The sequence below is a fragment of the Mesorhizobium neociceri genome (assembly GCF_013520985.1).
Lineage (GTDB): Bacteria > Pseudomonadota > Alphaproteobacteria > Rhizobiales > Rhizobiaceae > Mesorhizobium > Mesorhizobium neociceri.
Genome location: NZ_JACDTY010000007.1, coordinates 146,649 through 164,620 on the forward strand (window position 1 = coordinate 146,649; position 17,972 = coordinate 164,620).

The following is a 17,972-nucleotide window of genomic DNA, read 5'->3' on the forward strand; positions in this document are numbered from 1 at the left end:
TCAAATGGCGAACCAGAACAAGATCATCATCACCTGCGCGGTGACCGGCTCGATCCATACGCCGTCAATGTCGCCACACCTGCCGGTCAGCGCGCAAGAGATCACCGATGCCGCGATCGGGGCAGCCGAGGCAGGCGCCGCCATCGTCCATCTGCATGCGCGCAATCCAGCCGATGGCCGGCCCGACCAATCGACCGAGGCGTTCGCGCCCTTCCTGCGGGTGATCAAGCAGCGCTCGGACTGTGTCATCAATATCACCACCGGCGGTGCCGCGACGATGAGCGTCGAGGAGAGGGTCAAGCCGGCCGCAACCTTTGCGCCTGAAGTCGCCTCGCTCAACATGGGCTCGATGAATTTCGGCCTCTATCCGATGCTGGAACGCTTCAAGACCTTCGAGCATGACTGGGAACGGCCCTATCTCGAAGGCTCGCGCGACCGCATCTTCCGCAACACCTTTGGCGACATCGAGCACATCCTGCGCACCTGCGCTGAAAACGGCACGCGTTTCGAGATCGAGTGCTACGACATCGGCCATCTCTACACGCTTGCCCATTTCGTCGACCGCGGCCTGGTCAAGGCGCCGTTCTTCGTCCAGAGCGTGTTCGGCATCCTCGGCGGCATCGGCACCCATCCAGAGGACGTCGCGCATATGAAGCGCACCGCCGATCGGCTGTTCGGCAACGATTATCATTGGTCGGTGCTGGGCGCCGGCCGCAGCCAGTTGCCGATCGCCACCCAGGCTATCGCGCTCGGCGGCAATGCGCGCGTCGGGCTGGAGGACTCGCTGTGGATCGGCAAGGGCCAACTGGCGAAATCCAATGCCGACCAGGTGCGCAGGGTTCGCCAGATCATCGAAGGGCTCGGCGCATCGGTGGCCACGCCTGATGAGGCGCGGCAGATCCTGCAGCTCAAGGGCGGCGACAAGGTCTCTTTCTAAGGAAAAACACGAATGAGTGCGGTCACCATATCAGGCGTCGAGAAGGCCTATGGCAAGGCGCAGGTCATCCATGGCGTGTCCGTCGACATCGCCTCGGGCGAATTCGTCATCCTCGTCGGCCCCTCCGGTTGCGGCAAGTCGACCTTGCTCAGGATGATCGCCGGCCTCGAAGACATCAGCGCCGGCGAAATTGCACTCGACGGCAAGGTCATCAACGACGTCGCGCTGAAGTCGCGTGACATCGCCATGGTGTTCCAGAACTATGCGCTCTACCCGCATATGAGCGTGCGCGACAACATGGCCTTCGCGCTGACCTTGAAGAAAACGGACAGGGCCGAGATCGACGCCAAGATTGCGCGTGCGGCGACGATACTGGGATTGCAGGATTTGCTTGAGCGCTATCCGCGCCAGCTCTCCGGCGGCCAGCGCCAGCGCGTCGCCATGGGTCGCGCCATCGTGCGCGACCCCAAGGTCTTTCTGTTCGACGAGCCACTGTCCAACCTCGACGCCAAGCTGCGCGTGCAGATGCGTTCCGAAATCAAGGCGCTGCACCAGCGCCTGGGAACCACCATTGTCTATGTCACCCACGACCAGGTCGAGGCCATGACCATGGCCGACAAGATCGTCGTCATGAATGGCGGCGTCGTCGAGCAGTTCGGCGCGCCGCTCGACCTCTATGACCAACCGGCCAATCTGTTCGTTGCCCAGTTCATCGGCTCGCCAGCGATGAACATCCTGCAAGGCCATGCCACGTCAGGCGGCTTCGCCGCGCAGGACGGAACGCTGTTTCCGCCGCGGCAGACAGGGCGGGCCGATGTCCAGAGCGCTGTGTCCTACGGCATCAGGCCGGAACATCTCAGGATTTCAGACAGCGGCGTTCAGGCGGTGGTGGAAGTCGTCGAGCCGACCGGGTCGGAAACGTTGGTCATTGCCAAGGCCGGCGGCAACACACTGAGCGCTCTGCTGCGTGAACGCGTGCAAATCGTTCCCGGCCAGCCGGTTTTCCTGGCGCCCGACCTGACGCAGATCCATCTGTTCGATACCAGGGGCCAGCGTGTGACGTCCCGGCTGCAATAGCGACGGATGACACCTTAGCCGAAAATCTTCTCGCCCTGTTCGTCGACCAGTTGGATGCCCTTCTTGATCGAGATGTCGACGGCGTCGTCGAGACCGGCGAAACGGTCGGCGCGGATGAAGCGGTGCTCCTTCATGACGCCGCCGACTTCTTTCGAAACCACGCCGCAGGTTTGGTACTGGCCGTCAGCCTTGTAGGGCGTGGCGCTGACCAGGAAACCCTTGTGCTCGATCTGCTTTGCCGGAGCGGCGCTCTTTGGGTCGCCGGCGTCACTGCCGCCACCACCGCCGAAAAGACGTTTCAGAAAAGACATGGGGGACCCTCCAACGGCAATCATCCCGCACCGATAGAAGGTGCAGGATGATTTTCAGTACCGTTCCTCAGTCGAACGGGCAAGGGTCGTATACCGGTCCCCGCCAGAGCTCAGCCGCGCGACAGCGCTTCCAGGGCTTCGGCGGCCCCTTCCAGTATGGCGATCGCTTCGGCCTGCTTTTCAGCCGGCGCGTCGACGATTTCGCCGAGCGCTGCGCGCAGCCGGTGGCGCACGGCGCGGAACTCGTCGCGGGCTTCCGAACGGCCGCGGCCACGCCGTCCGCCCTCCTCGCTCTCATCGTTCCAGCCGAACCACTCGCGCGCCTTGGCCATCTTGCGGCCGAAACGCTCGAGATGCTCGAGCACGCCGTCGATCATCTCGCGGTTTTCGTTGAGATGCGCCTGCCCCGCCTCGGTGATCGAAAACACCTTCTTGTTGCCGTCGGCTGCCGAGGCGGCATAGCCGGCCTCTTCGAGGAAGGTCAGCGTCGGATAGACCACGCCCGGGCTCGGGCTGTAGATGCCGCTGGTGCGCTCTTCCAGCGCCTTGATGATGTCATAGCCGTGGCGCGGCGCCTCAGCCAGCAGCGACAGGGTGATCAGCTTGAGATCGCCGTCGGCCAGCATGCGTCCGGCGCGAAACATGTCGCCCGGCCCGCCGCGTCCACCGCCGCGTCCGCCATGCCCGAACGGCCCGAAGCCGCCGCCCCCTCTGCCACCAAATTTGCCGCCGAACTTGCCGGCCATATGCAGGAAAGCGCGTTCGGCGCGCTCGCCAAAGGGATGATGTTTATGCATTGAGTGCTCCTTTAGTTCTATCTTACGATATATCTTAAGTAGGCGCATGCGGTAAATGAGTCAAGATATATCTTACGATGTATCTGAAGGCAGCACCAGACGGTTGATTTCGCCGCCCCCGAGAGCTAGAAGGCTCGCGAGGGCACAAGCTTCTTCGTAAGCGTCTGACGTCAAGCAACGCATCCAACCCCGGTCCTTCCGGGTAATTCCGCCGCGAAACCGGCGAAATGGATGCCAAAGCGATGAACCGGATGCTTCAAGGAAAATCCAGAAATGACCACGACCCGTAAGCGCAGCAGACTGCCGGCACGCTATGCTGCCATTGTCAGCCCACTGGTGCTGTCGCTGCTGATGACCTTCATCGTCTCGTTCATCTCGACGCTGAAAAGCCTTGGCTTTCACCCTAGTCTGCCATCCATCTGGATGAGCGCCTGGGGTCTGTCCTGGCTGGTGGCGTTTCCGACGCTGCTCATGGTGCTGCCGGCGGTGCGCCGCATTGTCGGCTGGCTATGCGAGCCCGCGGCCCGGTAACATCACGGCGACAAGGCTCGAAGACAGCTTCGGGCCTTGCCCGCTACCAGCGGCCTTTGCGCCGGTTCCAGGTATAGAGAAGATCGGCGAAGCGATTGTACGCGAACCGCGTCAGCGGCAGCGCGACCGGATTGCCGAACAGCGTTGCCAGCCACCCCTCGCCCGGCGTCACCCTCCAGACGGCAACCGCGACATCGGCGCCGACCAGCAGCCTGCCCTGCGCATCAGTGGCATGCAGCCGGCGACGAATGTCCTCCAGCGAGGCGCCGTGGCCGGCGAGCGCCGCCGGTTCGAGATTGATGTCGCGGAATTCGATCCGCCCGGCCTTGATCGCTTCGATCAGCCGCCGTTTCTGCCTCGTGATGCCGCCATCGCAGACGGGGCAGCGTGTGTTGTACCAGACGGTAAGCGCAGGCTTGGGCATGGCTTCAGACCGCGAGCTGAGGGACGGAACCGACTATCCCCACAATGCTATCGGCCCGCAACATGGTGAAGCGCCGCGCTTGATCAGAACTCGTAGCCGAAGCGCTGGAAATCTCTGATATAGAGCCGCCGCACGATCGCTTTCGCCTCCTCGTCGTAGAGGGCGCGATAGTCGACCGGCGCACTGACATTCGACCGCGGAAGCTCGCCGGGAAGGCCGAGCCGCGCGGCCAGGACATCGAACTGTTCGGCCAGTGCTTCGAAGCGCAGGACCTCGTCGATGATGAGCTTCCCATCCCTGTCCGAAATCCAGCTTGTCTGGTCCACCCGCGCCAGCCGGTTCTTGCGTTCGAGGTAGCGCAGGAACGCCTTGAAATCCCAGCGCTGCGCCTGGCGATGCCGGCGCCGCGAGGTTTTCCGGCGCAAATGCTGGTAATTGGAAACCGCCAGCTCGAAAGGGTTGCGTACCACGGCGAATTTGTAGGCGCCATCATAGAGTGGGACCGGCAATTTACGCCGCAGCCAGGCAGCTTTATCATGCTGGTTGAAATTGGCCTTTTCCGGCGCTTCGAGAACCGGCAGATGCGATAATAGACGCCGCCATGGCGTCGGCTTCGGCTTCAGGCACCATGGCCGCAGGGCACGGGTGATCGAGGTCCCGGCCGTTTTCGGGATGTGGATGAAAATGAAGTTCTTCTCGAGCGAGAGGAGCATTTCTCCTCAATATCGGCAGCTCAGGCGCCGTCAAGCGGCGCCGGTATCGACCGCCAGGAAATGCATCCGGCCGCGTTATCTCAAGCAGCGCGCCTATCCAAGCGAGGTGATGATCTCGCGGTAGGCAAATTCGGGGAAAGCCTTGAGCGTTCGCGTCTTGACGCTGCCACCCGCCCCCAGCATCAGCGCAAAACGTGCCAGCACCGCATCGTCGGGCGCCTCGACCACGGCCACCATGTCGCATTCGCCCATGGTGAGATAAAACGCCTTGAACGATCCGCCCATGTCAGCCAGTTGCTTCTTGGCGGCATCGAGCCGTTTCGGCGACTCGCGCACATTCCTGGAGCCCTGTTCGGTCCAGTTCATCAGCAGGATGTAGGTTGTCATCGCACACCTCCCTCCGGCGCCACGGAGCACGGCTCAGGTTGTCAACCTTCGCCGGGGCGAGCATCCGGTTTGTCGCCCAGACATGCATCCGACCTGCAACTATCCACCCGCGAGGCATCGCCTGCAAGGACTGACATGTCAGCCCTGAGAAATGGCCGTTCCACGACTGAAAAGGCGCTGTCGCGGCGAACCACTCGTCGCGAGCCGCAAAGTTTTCTTTGGCTTTGATTGCGACATCGTACGGAAGCGTCTCCAAGACCGCCCATACATTTTGTCAGATACCAGAATCGACCAATCTTTCCCTGCTTGCGCAATACGTGGCAGTTGCTACAGTAATATAAATCTGCACAAGCAGATCAGACAGCCATTTCTTCCGGGGGGAACAATGGCATATTTGCCTTATGAAAAAATCCTGGACATCAACACCGAGGCTATCGAGCTTGGCCTGCACCTTCGTCGTGAGCAACTGCTGGCCGGTCTGAACAACGCATTTGTAGCCCAGCTCAAGCTGTTGCCTGATCCGGCCAGCCAGCTGCTGAGCGATTTGACCCAAATGAACCAGGTGCCGGTCATCATCGGCAACGAGGTTCCGCTCTACCGCTGGCTGAGCAATGCCGCCTATACGATGTCCTTCATGCCGGATAAGCAGGCTTGGTTTCGTGCTTTGGCAGACCAGGTCATGGCGCAGTTCAAGGCATCCGACGCCGGCAAGGCCTCCGCGCAGACACCCGCCGGTGTCCCTAGCCAGCTACTGCCGGAGAAAGTCATTTTCATCAATGACATGGTGCCGTTTGGCTTCCTGAAAGGGGCCGCCAGAACCGGCGCCGCGACTGCCCGGCTGATGGTGCCCAGCTTTCAGGCTGGACAACCTCGAACATGGCCGATGAGCACCCAACAGAAATCTTACTTCGGCACCGGCTGGCTCTTCGGACCCAAGCATATCATCACCAATCATCATGTTGTTAACGCGCGCGATCCGGGCGACCCCGATGCGCTTGAGCCCGATTTCAAGTTGCAGGGAGAGCGTACAACAGTTCAGTTCGACTACGATGCGCCGGACAGCCAAGGTCTCAGCGTGACGGTGGCCAAAACCTGCGCCTGGAGCAAGCTGCTGGATTACTCAATCCTTGAATTGCAACAGTCGCCCAATCGTCCGTGCCTGCCGCTTTGGGGTGGTGAAATGAAACTCGATGAAGACTCCTATCTCCCCGTCAACATCATCCAGCATCCAGGCGGGAATCCGAAACAAATGGGCATACGCAACAATTTGGCGGCCAAGCTGACCGAGCGGGACATTGCGTACTTCACCGACACCGAGGGCGGATCGTCTGGCTCTGCGGTTTGCAATGACGACTGGAATGTCATGGCGCTACACAAGGCCAGCGACCAAAGCAGTGGCAAATTCGAATATCAGGGCAAAACGACAGCCTGGATCAATGTCGGCACGCGCATCGACAAAATCATAGCGGACTTAAAGCAGAACCAGAGTGCTCTATGGCAGCAAATTGGAGCCACCGTAATAACGTAGTTGAAGCCTTAAAGCGCAAACTTTAAAAGCATCAGCCGCCTCACGTGGGGAACCTGACCGAATGGCCATTATCCTTGGGCAACAATATGCGCTGGAGTCGATCGTTTTGGCCGATGCGCGACCTGCTCTTCTGGTCAAGGATGATTGGATCGTTGGAGCAGCCTCTGAGCGTTGGCAGCCCGTTTTTGTGGAACACAAAGCAACAATCGAACGCGCTATTCGCGCTACATGCCGCCTGGAAACGTCCGACGGTACTTTGCCCTTTCTGGGAACGGCTTTCGGCGTAGCCCCACGCCTGGCGGTCACCGGCAAACAGTTGGCGAGATTGCTGAAAACAGATGGGAAGAAAGAATACTGGCTGAATTTCAAGGCAGAGTATGAATCTGACGCCATGGAAAAGATTCCAGTCACAGGGGTCAGGTTCGTGCACCCGGACTTTGACTTCGCTGTCCTGGAACTGGAAAGAGATCTCGCGCCAGAACAGATTCTGACATTGTCCCCGGATGTTCCCGAGAAAGGTCAGGATATCTGTGTGATAGGTTATCCAGCTTTTGATTTGAGAAATGATCGCGAAATTCAGGAGAAACTCTTCCAATCCATCTATAACGTCAAACGAGTGATGCCAGGCAAAATAACTGGCTTCGAAGAAATTATGTCATTTGGCAAAAATGCCCTTAGCCTGATGCACGATGCCACCACACTCGGCGGTACGGCTGGAGCGCCAGTCATCGATCTGGCGAGTGGGGATGTCGTAGGCATCAATTTCGCCGGACGGTATCTGGTGGCGAACTACGCTGTGCCGGCTTGGAGACTGTCTGCCGAAAGCAAGATGTGGACACAGACGGGCCTTACGACTTCTGCTACCCTACCGCCTCCGCCGGCGATCTCTGCAGAGAACGTCTTTGCTCGCTGGGGTCGCGCCTTGACTCAAGCGTTGGCAGAAAAATTCCCAGTCACAGCTAAGGCGTTACAGTCACCGCTTGATTTGAAAGACGAGGAAATCGCAAAGAAAATCGAAGAGATATCGAGAAATATAATTGGAGGATCGCTAAAGATAGAACTCGTTAATATATTTACACAAGATGACATAATATCACTGCACGACAATCTCATAAATGTTGCCAGATTCACAACCGATAGCGATCTTGCATCTTTATTCGAAGGACTTCCTCTCGATCTTCAAGCTTCCTGGCCAGACCGTGACAGCACATCCGCGAAACTTCTTGCGCGCCTGCGTCGTCTTAACCGGATCGGAGCATTGATTGCGGTCGAAAATCATACACCATTCTTTGTTGTACTTAGGAGCGCAAAATATCTGCGAAAAACAGAACCACTGACTGTGACGATGATCGATGGATACTTGGCGACGGTGATCGCTGCTGAAGCCAAAGCCTCAGCTGCCAACGGAATTCATTGATCGCCTTCGAGCGGCAGCTCTTTCGGAAAATAATTACAGGCGAAATGACCTGCTCAGCTGTCGAGGACGCTCCTGGACTTGCGCAGTTCCCTCGCCCGATCTCTAGCTCTCAACCGTCCTGATCAAACCCTGCTCTGACAGGTCGATCTTGTCTTTCAGGACATATCTGTGGCTAAGGCCAACAGAATTTTCCGGAAGTCCCAGATAGGTTGCAAGTTCCTCATGGAGTTCCAGCGGATCTATGTAGTCTTTCGCCCCATCAATTCCCAAGATTGGAAGCAGATCATCAGGCGCGGCGGGCTTACCAAGCGTTGCGAGCAATGCCGGGGCATCTTCGAGCCGAGGGCGCATATCCTCCTCGCCCGGGTCACTCATCTCCATGCCGGGACAGGAATCATAACGTGATTGAAGAACACCGTGCTTTGCGACCCAGAGACCAAGCTGTTCTTCGTCATAGACGGTGATCGCTATGCCGATGCATGACAGATCGAGGGTCAGGCGCTGGAGCAAAGGTTCAATCCAGCGCGGATCGAGCTGATCTGTTTCGCGATCCGAGAAGGTGGTCCAGCCGTTCTGCTCAGCCGTGACGAAAGCGTCGATGCTCTTCGATCTCAGCCAGTCGGCCAACGCTTCGCGCGTTGGCCCTTTGATGCTGACGGTGCCGTAGGTCGCCCCCACCCGAAAATCCTCAGCTGTCGAGGAAGCTCCTGAGCTTGCGGCTCCGGCTCGGGTGCTTGAGCTTGCGCAGCGCCTTGGCTTCGATCTGGCGGATACGCTCGCGGGTGACCGAGAACTGCTGGCCGACTTCTTCCAGCGTGTGGTCGGTGTTCATGCCGATGCCGAAGCGCATGCGCAGCACGCGCTCTTCGCGTGGCGTCAGCGAGGCCAGCACGCGCGTGGTCGTCTCGCGCAGATTGGCCTGGATTGCCGCGTCGATCGGCAGGATCGCCATCTTGTCCTCGATGAAATCGCCCAGATGCGAATCCTCCTCGTCGCCGACTGGCGTTTCGAGCGAGATCGGCTCCTTGGCGATCTTCAAGACCTTGCGCACTTTTTCGAGCGGCATTGCGAGCTTTTCGGCCAGTTCCTCCGGCGTCGGCTCGCGGCCGATCTCGTGCAGCATCTGGCGCGACGTCCGCACGATCTTGTTGATCGTCTCGATCATGTGCACCGGGATGCGGATGGTGCGCGCCTGGTCGGCGATCGAACGGGTGATCGCCTGCCGGATCCACCACGTCGCGTAGGTCGAGAACTTGTAACCGCGGCGGTATTCGAATTTGTCGACCGCCTTCATCAGGCCGATATTGCCTTCCTGGATCAGATCGAGGAACTGCAGGCCGCGATTGGTATATTTCTTGGCGATGGAGATGACGAGGCGCAGATTGGCCTCGACCATTTCCTTCTTGGCGATCGCGGCTTCGCGCTCGCCCTTCTGCACCTGGTTGACGATCTTGCGGAATTCCAGGATCGAGATCGCCGTTTCGGTGGCGAGGTTCTGGATCTCCGAACGCAGATCCTTGATCGCGTCCTTCTCGTTCTTGGTGAATTCCTTCCAGCCACGCGACGTCAGGTTGCCGATCGAGCGCGTCCAGTTCGGGTCGAGCTCGGAGCCCTGATATTCCTTGAGGAACTCCTCGCGGCGCACGCCATAGCTTTCGGCCAGGCGCAACAGCTTGCCTTCGTTCTGCACCAGGCGCTTGTTGATGTCGTAGAGCTGCTCGACCAGCGCCTCGATGCGCGCCGTGTTGAGCGACAGCGACTTCACCGCCTTGATCAGCTGGTCCTTCAGCTCCTTCAGCCGGCGATCCTGGCTGGGCGAAAGCGTGCCGGCGGCGGCCAGACGGTTCTCGACCTGCTGGTCCTGCAGCTTGCGCAGCTTCTTGTAGGTGTCGGCGATGACGTCGAGCGTCTCCATCACCTGCGGGCGCAGTTCGGCTTCCATCGCCGCAAGCGACAGGCTGGCCTCGTCCTCGTCTTCCTCGTCGTCATCGACCAGGCCGCGCGTGTCGGCGCCGACATTGGTGATGTCGTCTTCCTCGTCGCGTCCACGCCGCGGCTTATCCTCGGCCTTGGGCGCTTCCTCGATGCGCTCGACCACCGGCGCCTGCTTGGCTTCGGGGCCGGCATAGGTGGCTTCGAGGTCGATGATCTCGCGCAGCAGGATCTTCGATTCGTTGAGCTCGTCGCGCCAGATGATGATGGCCTGGAAGGTCAGCGGGCTTTCGCACAGGCCCGCGATCATCGTCTCGCGGCCGGCCTCGATGCGCTTGGCAATCGCGATTTCGCCCTCGCGCGACAGAAGCTCGACCGAGCCCATTTCGCGCAGATACATGCGCACCGGATCGTCGGTGCGGTCGGTCGGCTCTTTCTTGGTGGTCGTGGCGGCGACGGCGGTGCCGGTCTGCTCGGCCAGTTCGTTGGCATCTTCCTCGGCGTCGGCATTGCTGTCGGCGGCCTCGGGCTCCTCGCCCTGATCGTCGTCCTCGACCACGTTGATGCCCATGTCGGACAGCATCGCATTGATATCTTCGATGCGATCCGGATCGGTCTCTTCCGACGGCAGCACCGCATTCAGCTCGTCGAGGGTCACATAGCCGCGCTTCTTGGCGGCCTTGATCATCTTCTTGACAGCATCATCGGAAAGGTCGAGCAGGGGGCCATCGGTGGCGCCTTCGCGTTCGGTCTCGACCTCTTCCTTTTCCTTTGTCGCCATAGTCTTTATCTTCTCCTAGCGGCCGAACATCGAAGCCGCGTAAGCTGCCGCACCGGTCAAATTATGCGCTCGTGACGAAACGCGCTTCACCGGGCCGGTAACCGCATCAACTCTTTTGTTTGGTTCATATCGTGCCCCAAAACCGGTTTTCACTTTTGGGCGACATGCATTAAGTCCAGATTAACCCTGATATCTGTGGCAGGCTAACAGCCTGTCCAGTGATCAGCACCTCACATCGCTGCATTTCCCATCGACGCTGGCACGGGTTAATGTTTCGAATCGTCCTGATTCCGTCATTCTGCCAGAAGGTCAAGCGCCTCTCGCATGATTCGCATCAAAAAAGCGAATCAATTACCCGACTTAGAGGCGTCGATTCGACGCGCAGCACGTACATCATTCATTCTTGCGCAGGTTTCGACCTACACCCGCCCAGCCTTGCCCGAGGACACGCCGAACCCTTCGATCAGCGCTTCCGTTGCCTGCACATCACGAAATTGCGCCTGAATCTCGACGAGATGCCGGTAGTTTTCGTCCGTGGGATCGCTGGCGAGCGCTGCTTCCGCCTGCTTCAGCTCCTTATGTAAGGTGCGCGCGCTGCGCTGCAAGTGCAGCGCCTGGTTGAAGGCGTCGCGGGCATCATCAAGGGCGGCGGTTTCCAGCGCCGGCCATTGCCTGGCGCGTTTGATCAGCATCACAGCCCGGCCCCAGATGTCAATGCAGCCTGCACGCTCGATCGTGGAGATCACCGCGCCGCGGTCATTGGCCATGTCATGCGCCATAGCGTCGAGGATGGCGGCGTGCAGCCGCTTCAGGTCGGTGTTGGCGAGATCGAGGAACTCGACATGGGCGAAATTCTCGTCGATCAGCGCCGGATGGTTGACCAGCGCCACGATGATCGTTGCCTCGCGCACCGACATCATCTCGCCGCCGCGCTTGACCATGGCGGAACGACCTAGGCTTTCGGTGATCGCGGCGCGCGCGCCGACGCCGCCGCCTTTCGCGAACTGTCCGCCGGGCGCTGAAGTCTTGCCCTGCCCCGGTTTCCAGTCCTGGCGACTTTGCCGCACTTCGCGCTGGGCGCTGAAGAAGTTCAGCTCCCGCTCGCGCATCCACTGCTGGTAGTGGTAGCGCTGGCTCTCATCGCGGATGCGGCTGGTCAGTTCGCGCAGCGTCTTTGTCAGCCCCGCCCGCCGCTCCGGCGTGTCGAAGACGCCACCTGCCGTTTCTCGCATCCACAAAAGGTCGGCCAGCGGCCGCGCTTCGGCGAGCACGGCGCGAAAGGCGTCCGGCCCTTCCGCCTTGACCAGATCATCGGGGTCCTTGCCCTCGGGCAGCAGGGCAAAGCGCACCGAGCGCCCGGCCTGAACCGCCGGCAACGCCATGTCGGCGGCGCGCCATGCCGCCTTCAGCCCGGCCTGGTCGCCGTCGAAGCACAGCATCGGTTCGGGCGCCATGCGCCACAGAAGTTCGAGCTGGTTTTCGGTGAGCGCGGTTCCAAGCGGCGCCACGGCATTTTCGAAGCCGGCCTGCGCCAGCGCGATCACGTCCATATAGCCTTCGACGGCAATCACCGTGCCGCCCTTTGCCAAGGTTTTGCGGGCGCGGGCGAAATTGTAGAGCACGTTGCCCTTGTGGAAGAGCTCGGTGTCGGGCGAGTTCATGTATTTGGCCAAAGCATCCGGCGCCAGTGCGCGGCCGCCGAAGGCGATGATCTTGCCGCGCGAATCCGGAATCGGGAACATGATGCGGTCGCGGAACCAGTCATAGGAGACCGGGATGTCGTCGCCATGGCGGACCAGCCCGCAGGCCTCGATGTCGGCCTTGGGTACGCCCTTGGCGGCAAGATGCTCCTTCAGCGCGTTGCGGCTATCGGGCGCGAAGCCGAGCCGGAACGATTGCTGCGTCGCCGGCGTCAACCCGCGATCCCTGAGATAGGCGCGCGCCTTTGCCCCTTCCGGCCCCTGCAGCCGTTCCTGGAAGAAGGTGGTCGCCATCTCCATGACATCGGTCAGGCTGGCGCGTTCCTTCTCGCGCTGTTCCTCGCGTTCATCGCGCACCGGCATCGGCACGCCGGCCATCTCGGCGATCTTCTCGACCGCTTCGGGAAAACTCATTCCGTCGAGTTCGGTCAGGAACTTGAAATGATCGCCCGACACCGAACAGCCGAAACAGTGGTAACGGCCCTTCTTGTCCTCGCAGTGGAAGGATGGGCTCTTTTCGCCATGGAAGGGGCAGCACGCCCAATAGTCGCCGCGCGAGGCGTTGGTCTTCTTCCTGTCCCACGCGACGCGCTGGCCGATCACCGAGGAAATCGGCACACGGTCGCGTATCTCGTCGAGAAAGGTGGGTGGAAAGCGCATCGGGGAACTCGTTTCCCCATCATATAATCATGCCGGCGAAATCCGACGACCCCGAATACCGGCCATACCCGGTTTCCACAGGCAAAAAGAAAGGCGGCCGTTGCCGCCGCCTCCTTTCCAGCAATGCGCCGGCCAGGCTTACTGCGCGGCGATAGCGCCGAAGATAATGCCGGACAGGATGCTGACCAGCACATAGTCGTTGCCGACGCGGATCCATTCCTGGCCGCGGCCCGGGCGATGCAGGCCATAGCGGCCATAGTCGCGGATCGGCTGGTGACGCTTCCAGCTCGAGTATTTCTGGCCATTGCGCCAATGGCTGCGCTTCACCACGACCGTCTTCTTCACGACGCGCTTCTGGATGATGCGCTTCTTGACATCCCTGTTGGTTGGCTTCTGCCAGTCGACGTTGGTGTAACTCGACTGCGGTGCGACCGGCGCATTCACCGGTGCGGCCTGGCCGGCAAGCGAAGTAGCGGCCAGCATCGAGAAAGCGAGGGCGGAAAGAACAATGCGTTCCATAACGGGGCTCCTTGGTTGTCGATGCCCCAGGGAATAGCCCCCGAAGAATGAACTGAAACTGAACGTCAGCATTACAATTATGTAATGAAATCCTTTGCTTATACCGGAGATTTGAACATCATCGCAAAGGTTGTTGCCGAAATCACCGCAAACCCGGCTGATCCGTTGCGGCGCCGAGATCCGCCATGCGACGCTTGCCCATCCGTCCCTTTTCCGACATGCCTTGTCGCGCCGCGACGGCCTCTTGAAATCGACAAAATTTTATTATCCGGCTAAAATATCTCGGCTAATGTAAGCGACTGCCATGACCATGATTCGCACCTTCGTTTTCCTCCCCGCACGGCACGCGCTCCACGTCGCGGTTCCTGTCCGCATCCAGGCGTCAAAATGAGCGGTTCCGTCGTCCTGCTGCATCTGGCCGGCGCCGTGGCGCTGATGCTGTTTGCCACCCGCTTGGTCAAAACAGGCGTCGAGCGCGCCTATGGCGACGTGCTGCGCCACCGGCTGCGCTCCACCATGCGCAATCCGATCATGGCGGTGCTGGCAGGCTGCGGCCTGTCTATCGCGCTGCAAAGTTCGACCGCCGTCACGCTTCTCGTCGGCTCCTTCGCCGGCGCCGGCATCGTCTCGGGCATGTCGGGGCAATTGGCGGTGCGCGGCGCCGAGATCGGCTCGGCGCTGGTGGTCAAGCTGCTGACCTTCGATCTGACGCTGCTGGTGCCGATCTGTCTTGTTGCCGGCACCGTCATGTTCATGGCCACCGAGCGGCGCGACTGGCGCCAGTTCGGGCGCATCCTGGTCGGCATCGGCCTTTTGCTGCTGTCGCTCGAAATGATCGGCCAGGCGTCGGAGCCGCTGCGCCAGAGCACGCTGATGCCGCTGATCATCCAATATTTCTCCAGCGATTTCGTCACCGCCTATCTGCTCGCCGCGCTCGTCACCTGGCTGTTCCACTCCTCGATCGCCGCCGTGCTGTTGATGGTGACACTGGCCGGCCGCGGCTTCATCCCGCCCGAACTCGGCATCGTGCTGGTGCTCGGCGTCAACCTTGGCTCCTCGATCATCGCGCCGCTGCTCACCCGCAGTGCCGAGCCTGGTGTGCGCGTCGTGCCGATCGGCAATCTCCTGATGCGCGGCATGGGTTCGCTGGTGATGCTGATCCTGTTCATGACGGTGAAGCCATCCGTCGCCTTCCTCGGCGCTACCGTGCCCGACCAGATCGTCAACGCCCACATCCTGTTCAACGTGCTGATCCTGCTCGCCGGCCTGCCGCTTGCCAGCCTGGTCTATCGCGCCTCGGAGAAGATCGTGGCGATGGGCACCAAACCAGTGCCGGCCGCAGCGCTTGACGTGGTCGAGCTTTCCGCGCTCAACGACAGCGCGCTGGACGTGCCGAGCCAGGCGCTCGCCAATGCCACCCGCGAGGTGGTGCGCGTCTGCGAGACGGTCGAGATCATGCTGAAGCGCATCATCGAGCTCTATGAGAGCGCCGACGGCGACAAGATCAAGGCGCTGGCCGCTCTTGACGACCGCGTCGACAGGAAGCATGCGGCGATCAAGCTCTATCTGGCCAAACTGACCAGGAACTCGCTCACCGAGGACGAGGCCCTGCGCTGCCAGGAATTGATCGGCGCCTGCGTCAAGCTGGAGCAGGTCGGCGACATCATCGTGCGCAACATGCTGGTGCATGTGAAGAAGAAGTTCGAGCGCGGGCTGGAGTTCACGCCCGAGGGCTGGAGCGAGTTGCTCGCCTTCCACACCTCGGTGCTGGCCAATGCCAGGCTTGCCTTCAACGTGCTGGTGTCGCGCGATCCGGAGACCGCGCGCCAGCTGGTGCTGGAAAAGGACCGGCTGCGCGACCGCGAGAAGGAAACCAGCGCCAGCCATTTCGTGCGCCTGCGCGACGGCACCGCCAAAAGCGTCGAGACCAGCTCCATCCACCTCGACACCATCCGCGACCTGAAACAGATCAACTCGCTGCTGGCGTCGATGGCCTACCCGGTGCTGGAAGAGCGCGGCCTGCTCGGCGGGTCGCGGCTGAAGGCCAGCTGAGCCCGAGCAAGCGCCAGCTGCGGCGAAATTAGTCTTTGCGCGCCCAGCCATCCGTCGGCTAAGCATCGGTCAGGCCACCGGGAGGAAAATCGATGGATACCCATTCGCGCAGCTTTGCCAAGGCGCTATCGTGGCGCGCCACCGGCACCATCGATACGATGATCATCTCGCTCGTCATCACCGGCAGCATCAAGCTTGCCGCGGCCATCGGCGCTACCGAGGTCGTCACCAAATCCTTGCTGTATTACCTTCATGAGCGGGCGTGGCTGAAAATCCCCTACGGCAGGAAGAACACCACTTAGGCGCAGCGGCTGCGCCCGGCTGGAGTGGACCGGATCAAGAAAACCTAAAGCGGCGTCGACAATTTCTGCATTGCCGGCTGCGCCCATCCATGATTTGAGGCGACCTCGTTCGAGGATCGCTTCCGCGCCATGCTGCCGCTCATTGCCCTGTTCATTGCCGCCTTCGCTTTCGGCACCACCGAATTCGTCATCGCCGGTGTATTGCCGCAAGTAGCCGACGGCCTCGGCGTTTCGATCCCGACCTCCGGCTACCTTGTCTCCGGCTATGCCGGCGGCATCGCGGTTGGCGGACCACTGCTGGCGCTCGCCACCAAGCGCATTTCCCGCAAAACCCTGCTGCTTTGCCTGACCATCGCCTTCACCATCGGCCAGGCCGCCTGCGCGCTGGCGCCCGATTTCACCTCGATGCTGCTCCTGCGCATTGCGGTCGCCGTCGCGCATGGCGCCTATTTCGGCGTCGCCATGGTGGTGGCCGTCGGCCTTGTGCCCGAAGACAAGCGCGGCATGGCTGTCGCCGTCATTCTCTCCGGCCTCACCGTCTCCAACGTCATCGGCGTGCCAGCCGGCACAGCGATCGGCAACCTGTGGGGCTGGCGCGCCACCTTCTGGGTGATGTGCGCGCTTGGCATCGTGGCGCTCGCTGCCATGGCCACGCTCTTGCCGCGCACAACGGGGGCATCGAGCCCGTCCACCAGCCTCGGCAGCGAGGTTCGCGTGCTGGCGCGTCAGCAGGTCTGGACTTCGCTGATCCTGATGCTGATGCTGATGATCGGCCAGTTCGGCCTGTTCACCTACATCACCCCGACGCTGCTCGAAGTCACCCATCTCGACGAGAGTCTGATCCCCTGGGTGCTGCTGCTCAACGGCGTCGGCGCCACCATCGGCGTCTTTCTCGGCGGCAAACTGTCGGACTGGAAGCTAATGCCGTCGCTAATCACCATGCTTGCCCTGCAGGCGGTGATGCTGGGCATGATCTATGTGGTCAGCCCCTATCCGCTGCCGATGGTCGTTGCCATCGTCATCTGGGGCGGCCTCAACTTCGCCATCGGCACGCCGATCCAGACCCGCATTCTGTCCTGGACGGCGGACGCCTCGAACCTTGCCTCATCGCTCATCCCGTCCGGCTTCAATGTCGGCATCGCGCTCGCCGCATCGCTGGGCGCAGCCATGCTCAACGCCGATTACGGCTATCGCAGCCTGCCGGTGGTCGGCGCGGCCGCCATGCTGGTGGCGGTGGCAGTCGCCCTTGCCTCCTACATCTGGGAAGGGCGCAGCCAGGCCGCGCCTCCGCTGCCGGCGGCAGCGGAATAGGTCCGACCTAAAGATCGATCCGGAACAACAGGCTCTCGGCGCCGCCATAGGCAGCGTCCTTAGAGAATCGCCCGACCAGCCGGCCGCCATTGGCCAGCACCACCTTCTGCGAGGCCGGATTGTCGAGGTCGGTGGTGAGTTCGACATACGGCAAGCCGACCGCCCTTGCCTCGGGGAGCATCAGCCGCAGCGCTTCGGTGGCGTAGCCGCGTCCGCGCTTCCAGGGCACCACGGCATAGCCGATATGGCCGAGCACATGCGCGGGCAGCGCCGACGTTCCGGGCTGCCAGCGAAAGCCGATCGAGCCGACGGCCTCGCCGTCCCAGATCCAGCGCCGGAAGCCGGGCAGCCGCGGTACGGTCGTGCCATCGGGCAGAGTGATGGGCGGACCCTTGGCCTCGGGATCGTCGAGACCGGCGAGGAACGCCACCGGATCCTGCTCGATGGCCGCAAGCTGCTCGCGCGTCGCTTCCTCAAGCCGCACATTGTCAGGCGACCAGCCGCGCTCGAGCGCGGCCTTGTAGGACGGCAGATGTTCGAGCGCGGGTTTGACGATTTCGATCATGACGACAGACGACTTGGCGTCCGGCCCG

General features: G+C 61.2%; 18 protein-coding genes. 8 read left to right on the plus strand and 10 right to left on the minus strand.

All coding sequences use genetic code 11. The features are described from left to right. The first annotated feature begins 4 nt into the window (after positions 1–4). Both H0241_RS16270 and H0241_RS16275 read left to right on the plus strand, forming a co-directional pair. Entirely contained in the window at positions 5–937 is a 933-nt protein-coding gene (locus H0241_RS16270) for a BKACE family enzyme (RefSeq protein WP_181058676.1), read from the plus strand. Positions 938–949: 12 nt separating this feature from the next. Continuing rightward, entirely contained in the window at positions 950–2,014 is a 1,065-nt protein-coding gene (locus H0241_RS16275; RefSeq protein ID WP_181058677.1) for an ABC transporter ATP-binding protein, read from the plus strand. Positions 2,015–2,028: 14 nt separating this feature from the next. On the opposite strand, the gene H0241_RS16280 is transcribed toward H0241_RS16275, so the two are convergent. Continuing rightward, positions 2,029–2,325: an HlyU family transcriptional regulator gene (locus H0241_RS16280; protein ID WP_181058678.1), complete on the minus strand. Its 297-nt coding sequence runs from the start codon at positions 2,323–2,325 to the stop codon at positions 2,029–2,031. A gap of 110 nt (positions 2,326–2,435) precedes the next feature. Continuing rightward, positions 2,436–3,122, minus strand: a complete 687-nt coding sequence (locus tag H0241_RS16285; RefSeq protein WP_181058679.1) for a PadR family transcriptional regulator — start codon at positions 3,120–3,122, stop codon at positions 2,436–2,438. Between the two features lie 273 nt (positions 3,123–3,395). Between H0241_RS16285 and H0241_RS16290 the strand changes: the two genes are divergently transcribed. Continuing rightward, the gene (locus tag H0241_RS16290) at positions 3,396–3,653 is read left to right on the plus strand and encodes a DUF2798 domain-containing protein (RefSeq protein WP_181058680.1); all 258 of its coding nucleotides are present in this window, start codon (positions 3,396–3,398) and stop codon (positions 3,651–3,653) included. A gap of 43 nt (positions 3,654–3,696) precedes the next feature. Here H0241_RS16290 and H0241_RS16295 read toward each other — a convergent pair whose 3' ends face one another. From H0241_RS16295 to H0241_RS16305, 3 genes are all read right to left on the minus strand, one after another. Beyond that, a complete protein-coding gene (locus H0241_RS16295) occupies positions 3,697–4,077 on the minus strand; it encodes a thiol-disulfide oxidoreductase DCC family protein (protein ID WP_181058681.1) in 381 nt (126 codons plus the stop codon). Positions 4,078–4,160: 83 nt separating this feature from the next. Then, positions 4,161–4,790, minus strand: coding sequence for a sulfotransferase family 2 domain-containing protein (locus tag H0241_RS16300; protein WP_181058682.1), 630 nt, complete (start codon positions 4,788–4,790; stop codon positions 4,161–4,163). A gap of 93 nt (positions 4,791–4,883) precedes the next feature. After that, a complete protein-coding gene (locus H0241_RS16305) occupies positions 4,884–5,177 on the minus strand; it encodes a GYD domain-containing protein (RefSeq protein WP_142866931.1) in 294 nt (97 codons plus the stop codon). A gap of 385 nt (positions 5,178–5,562) precedes the next feature. On the opposite strand from H0241_RS16305, the gene H0241_RS16310 reads away from it, so the two are divergent. Both H0241_RS16310 and H0241_RS16315 read left to right on the plus strand, forming a co-directional pair. Then, positions 5,563–6,705, plus strand: a complete 1,143-nt coding sequence (locus H0241_RS16310; RefSeq protein ID WP_181058683.1) for a trypsin-like peptidase domain-containing protein — start codon at positions 5,563–5,565, stop codon at positions 6,703–6,705. Positions 6,706–6,766: 61 nt separating this feature from the next. Continuing rightward, entirely contained in the window at positions 6,767–8,122 is a 1,356-nt protein-coding gene (locus H0241_RS16315; RefSeq protein ID WP_181058684.1) for a trypsin-like serine peptidase, read from the plus strand. Positions 8,123–8,224: 102 nt separating this feature from the next. Here the strand turns inward: H0241_RS16315 and H0241_RS16320 are convergent, their stop codons facing one another. From H0241_RS16320 to H0241_RS16335, 4 genes are all read right to left on the minus strand, one after another. Continuing rightward, positions 8,225–8,800, minus strand: coding sequence for a hypothetical protein (locus H0241_RS16320; RefSeq protein ID WP_181058685.1), 576 nt, complete (start codon positions 8,798–8,800; stop codon positions 8,225–8,227). Positions 8,801–8,810: 10 nt separating this feature from the next. After that, positions 8,811–10,835: an RNA polymerase sigma factor RpoD gene (rpoD, locus tag H0241_RS16325; RefSeq protein ID WP_181058686.1), complete on the minus strand. Its 2,025-nt coding sequence runs from the start codon at positions 10,833–10,835 to the stop codon at positions 8,811–8,813. A gap of 419 nt (positions 10,836–11,254) precedes the next feature. Then, positions 11,255–13,195, minus strand: a complete 1,941-nt coding sequence (gene dnaG, locus H0241_RS16330) for a DNA primase (RefSeq protein ID WP_181058687.1) — start codon at positions 13,193–13,195, stop codon at positions 11,255–11,257. A gap of 138 nt (positions 13,196–13,333) precedes the next feature. Beyond that, a complete protein-coding gene (locus H0241_RS16335) occupies positions 13,334–13,714 on the minus strand; it encodes an RcnB family protein (protein WP_181058688.1) in 381 nt (126 codons plus the stop codon). 387 nt (positions 13,715–14,101) lie between these two features. On the opposite strand from H0241_RS16335, the gene H0241_RS16340 reads away from it, so the two are divergent. The 3 genes from H0241_RS16340 to H0241_RS16350 all read left to right on the plus strand — a co-directional run bounded on the left by H0241_RS16340 (position 14,102) and on the right by H0241_RS16350 (position 17,379). Further along, positions 14,102–15,766, plus strand: a complete 1,665-nt coding sequence (locus tag H0241_RS16340; protein ID WP_181058689.1) for a Na/Pi cotransporter family protein — start codon at positions 14,102–14,104, stop codon at positions 15,764–15,766. A gap of 92 nt (positions 15,767–15,858) precedes the next feature. Beyond that, on the plus strand, positions 15,859–16,068 hold the full coding sequence (locus tag H0241_RS16345; protein WP_181058690.1) for a DUF2061 domain-containing protein: 210 nt from the start codon (positions 15,859–15,861) through the stop codon (positions 16,066–16,068). A 129-nt stretch (positions 16,069–16,197) separates the two neighbouring features. Further along, positions 16,198–17,379 (plus strand): MFS transporter, encoded by a 1,182-nt coding sequence (locus H0241_RS16350; RefSeq protein WP_181058691.1) that lies wholly within the window; start codon positions 16,198–16,200, stop codon positions 17,377–17,379. A 7-nt stretch (positions 17,380–17,386) separates the two neighbouring features. Here H0241_RS16350 and H0241_RS16355 read toward each other — a convergent pair whose 3' ends face one another. After that, positions 17,387–17,944 (minus strand): GNAT family N-acetyltransferase, encoded by a 558-nt coding sequence (locus H0241_RS16355; protein ID WP_181058692.1) that lies wholly within the window; start codon positions 17,942–17,944, stop codon positions 17,387–17,389. Positions 17,945–17,972: the final 28 nt, after the last annotated feature.

What these genes read in the sequence shown, in the direction of transcription:
- H0241_RS16300 (WP_181058682.1), bottom strand. Translation starts at nt 4,790, where the DNA reads ATGCTCCTCTCGCTCGAGAAGAACTTCATTTTCATCCACATCCCGAAA.
- H0241_RS16275 (WP_181058677.1), top strand. Translation starts at nt 950, where the DNA reads ATGAGTGCGGTCACCATATCAGGCGTCGAGAAGGCCTATGGCAAGGCG.
- H0241_RS16340 (WP_181058689.1), top strand. Translation starts at nt 14,102, where the DNA reads ATGAGCGGTTCCGTCGTCCTGCTGCATCTGGCCGGCGCCGTGGCGCTG.
- H0241_RS16270 (WP_181058676.1), top strand. Translation starts at nt 5, where the DNA reads ATGGCGAACCAGAACAAGATCATCATCACCTGCGCGGTGACCGGCTCG.
- H0241_RS16295 (WP_181058681.1), bottom strand. Translation starts at nt 4,077, where the DNA reads ATGCCCAAGCCTGCGCTTACCGTCTGGTACAACACACGCTGCCCCGTC.
- H0241_RS16305 (WP_142866931.1), bottom strand. Translation starts at nt 5,177, where the DNA reads ATGACAACCTACATCCTGCTGATGAACTGGACCGAACAGGGCTCCAGG.
- H0241_RS16335 (WP_181058688.1), bottom strand. Translation starts at nt 13,714, where the DNA reads ATGGAACGCATTGTTCTTTCCGCCCTCGCTTTCTCGATGCTGGCCGCT.
- rpoD (WP_181058686.1), bottom strand. Translation starts at nt 10,835, where the DNA reads ATGGCGACAAAGGAAAAGGAAGAGGTCGAGACCGAACGCGAAGGCGCC.
- H0241_RS16315 (WP_181058684.1), top strand. Translation starts at nt 6,767, where the DNA reads ATGGCCATTATCCTTGGGCAACAATATGCGCTGGAGTCGATCGTTTTG.
- H0241_RS16345 (WP_181058690.1), top strand. Translation starts at nt 15,859, where the DNA reads ATGGATACCCATTCGCGCAGCTTTGCCAAGGCGCTATCGTGGCGCGCC.
- H0241_RS16280 (WP_181058678.1), bottom strand. Translation starts at nt 2,325, where the DNA reads ATGTCTTTTCTGAAACGTCTTTTCGGCGGTGGTGGCGGCAGTGACGCC.
- H0241_RS16350 (WP_181058691.1), top strand. Translation starts at nt 16,198, where the DNA reads ATGCTGCCGCTCATTGCCCTGTTCATTGCCGCCTTCGCTTTCGGCACC.
- H0241_RS16290 (WP_181058680.1), top strand. Translation starts at nt 3,396, where the DNA reads ATGACCACGACCCGTAAGCGCAGCAGACTGCCGGCACGCTATGCTGCC.
- H0241_RS16310 (WP_181058683.1), top strand. Translation starts at nt 5,563, where the DNA reads ATGGCATATTTGCCTTATGAAAAAATCCTGGACATCAACACCGAGGCT.
- H0241_RS16355 (WP_181058692.1), bottom strand. Translation starts at nt 17,944, where the DNA reads ATGATCGAAATCGTCAAACCCGCGCTCGAACATCTGCCGTCCTACAAG.
- dnaG (WP_181058687.1), bottom strand. Translation starts at nt 13,195, where the DNA reads ATGCGCTTTCCACCCACCTTTCTCGACGAGATACGCGACCGTGTGCCG.
- H0241_RS16285 (WP_181058679.1), bottom strand. Translation starts at nt 3,122, where the DNA reads ATGCATAAACATCATCCCTTTGGCGAGCGCGCCGAACGCGCTTTCCTG.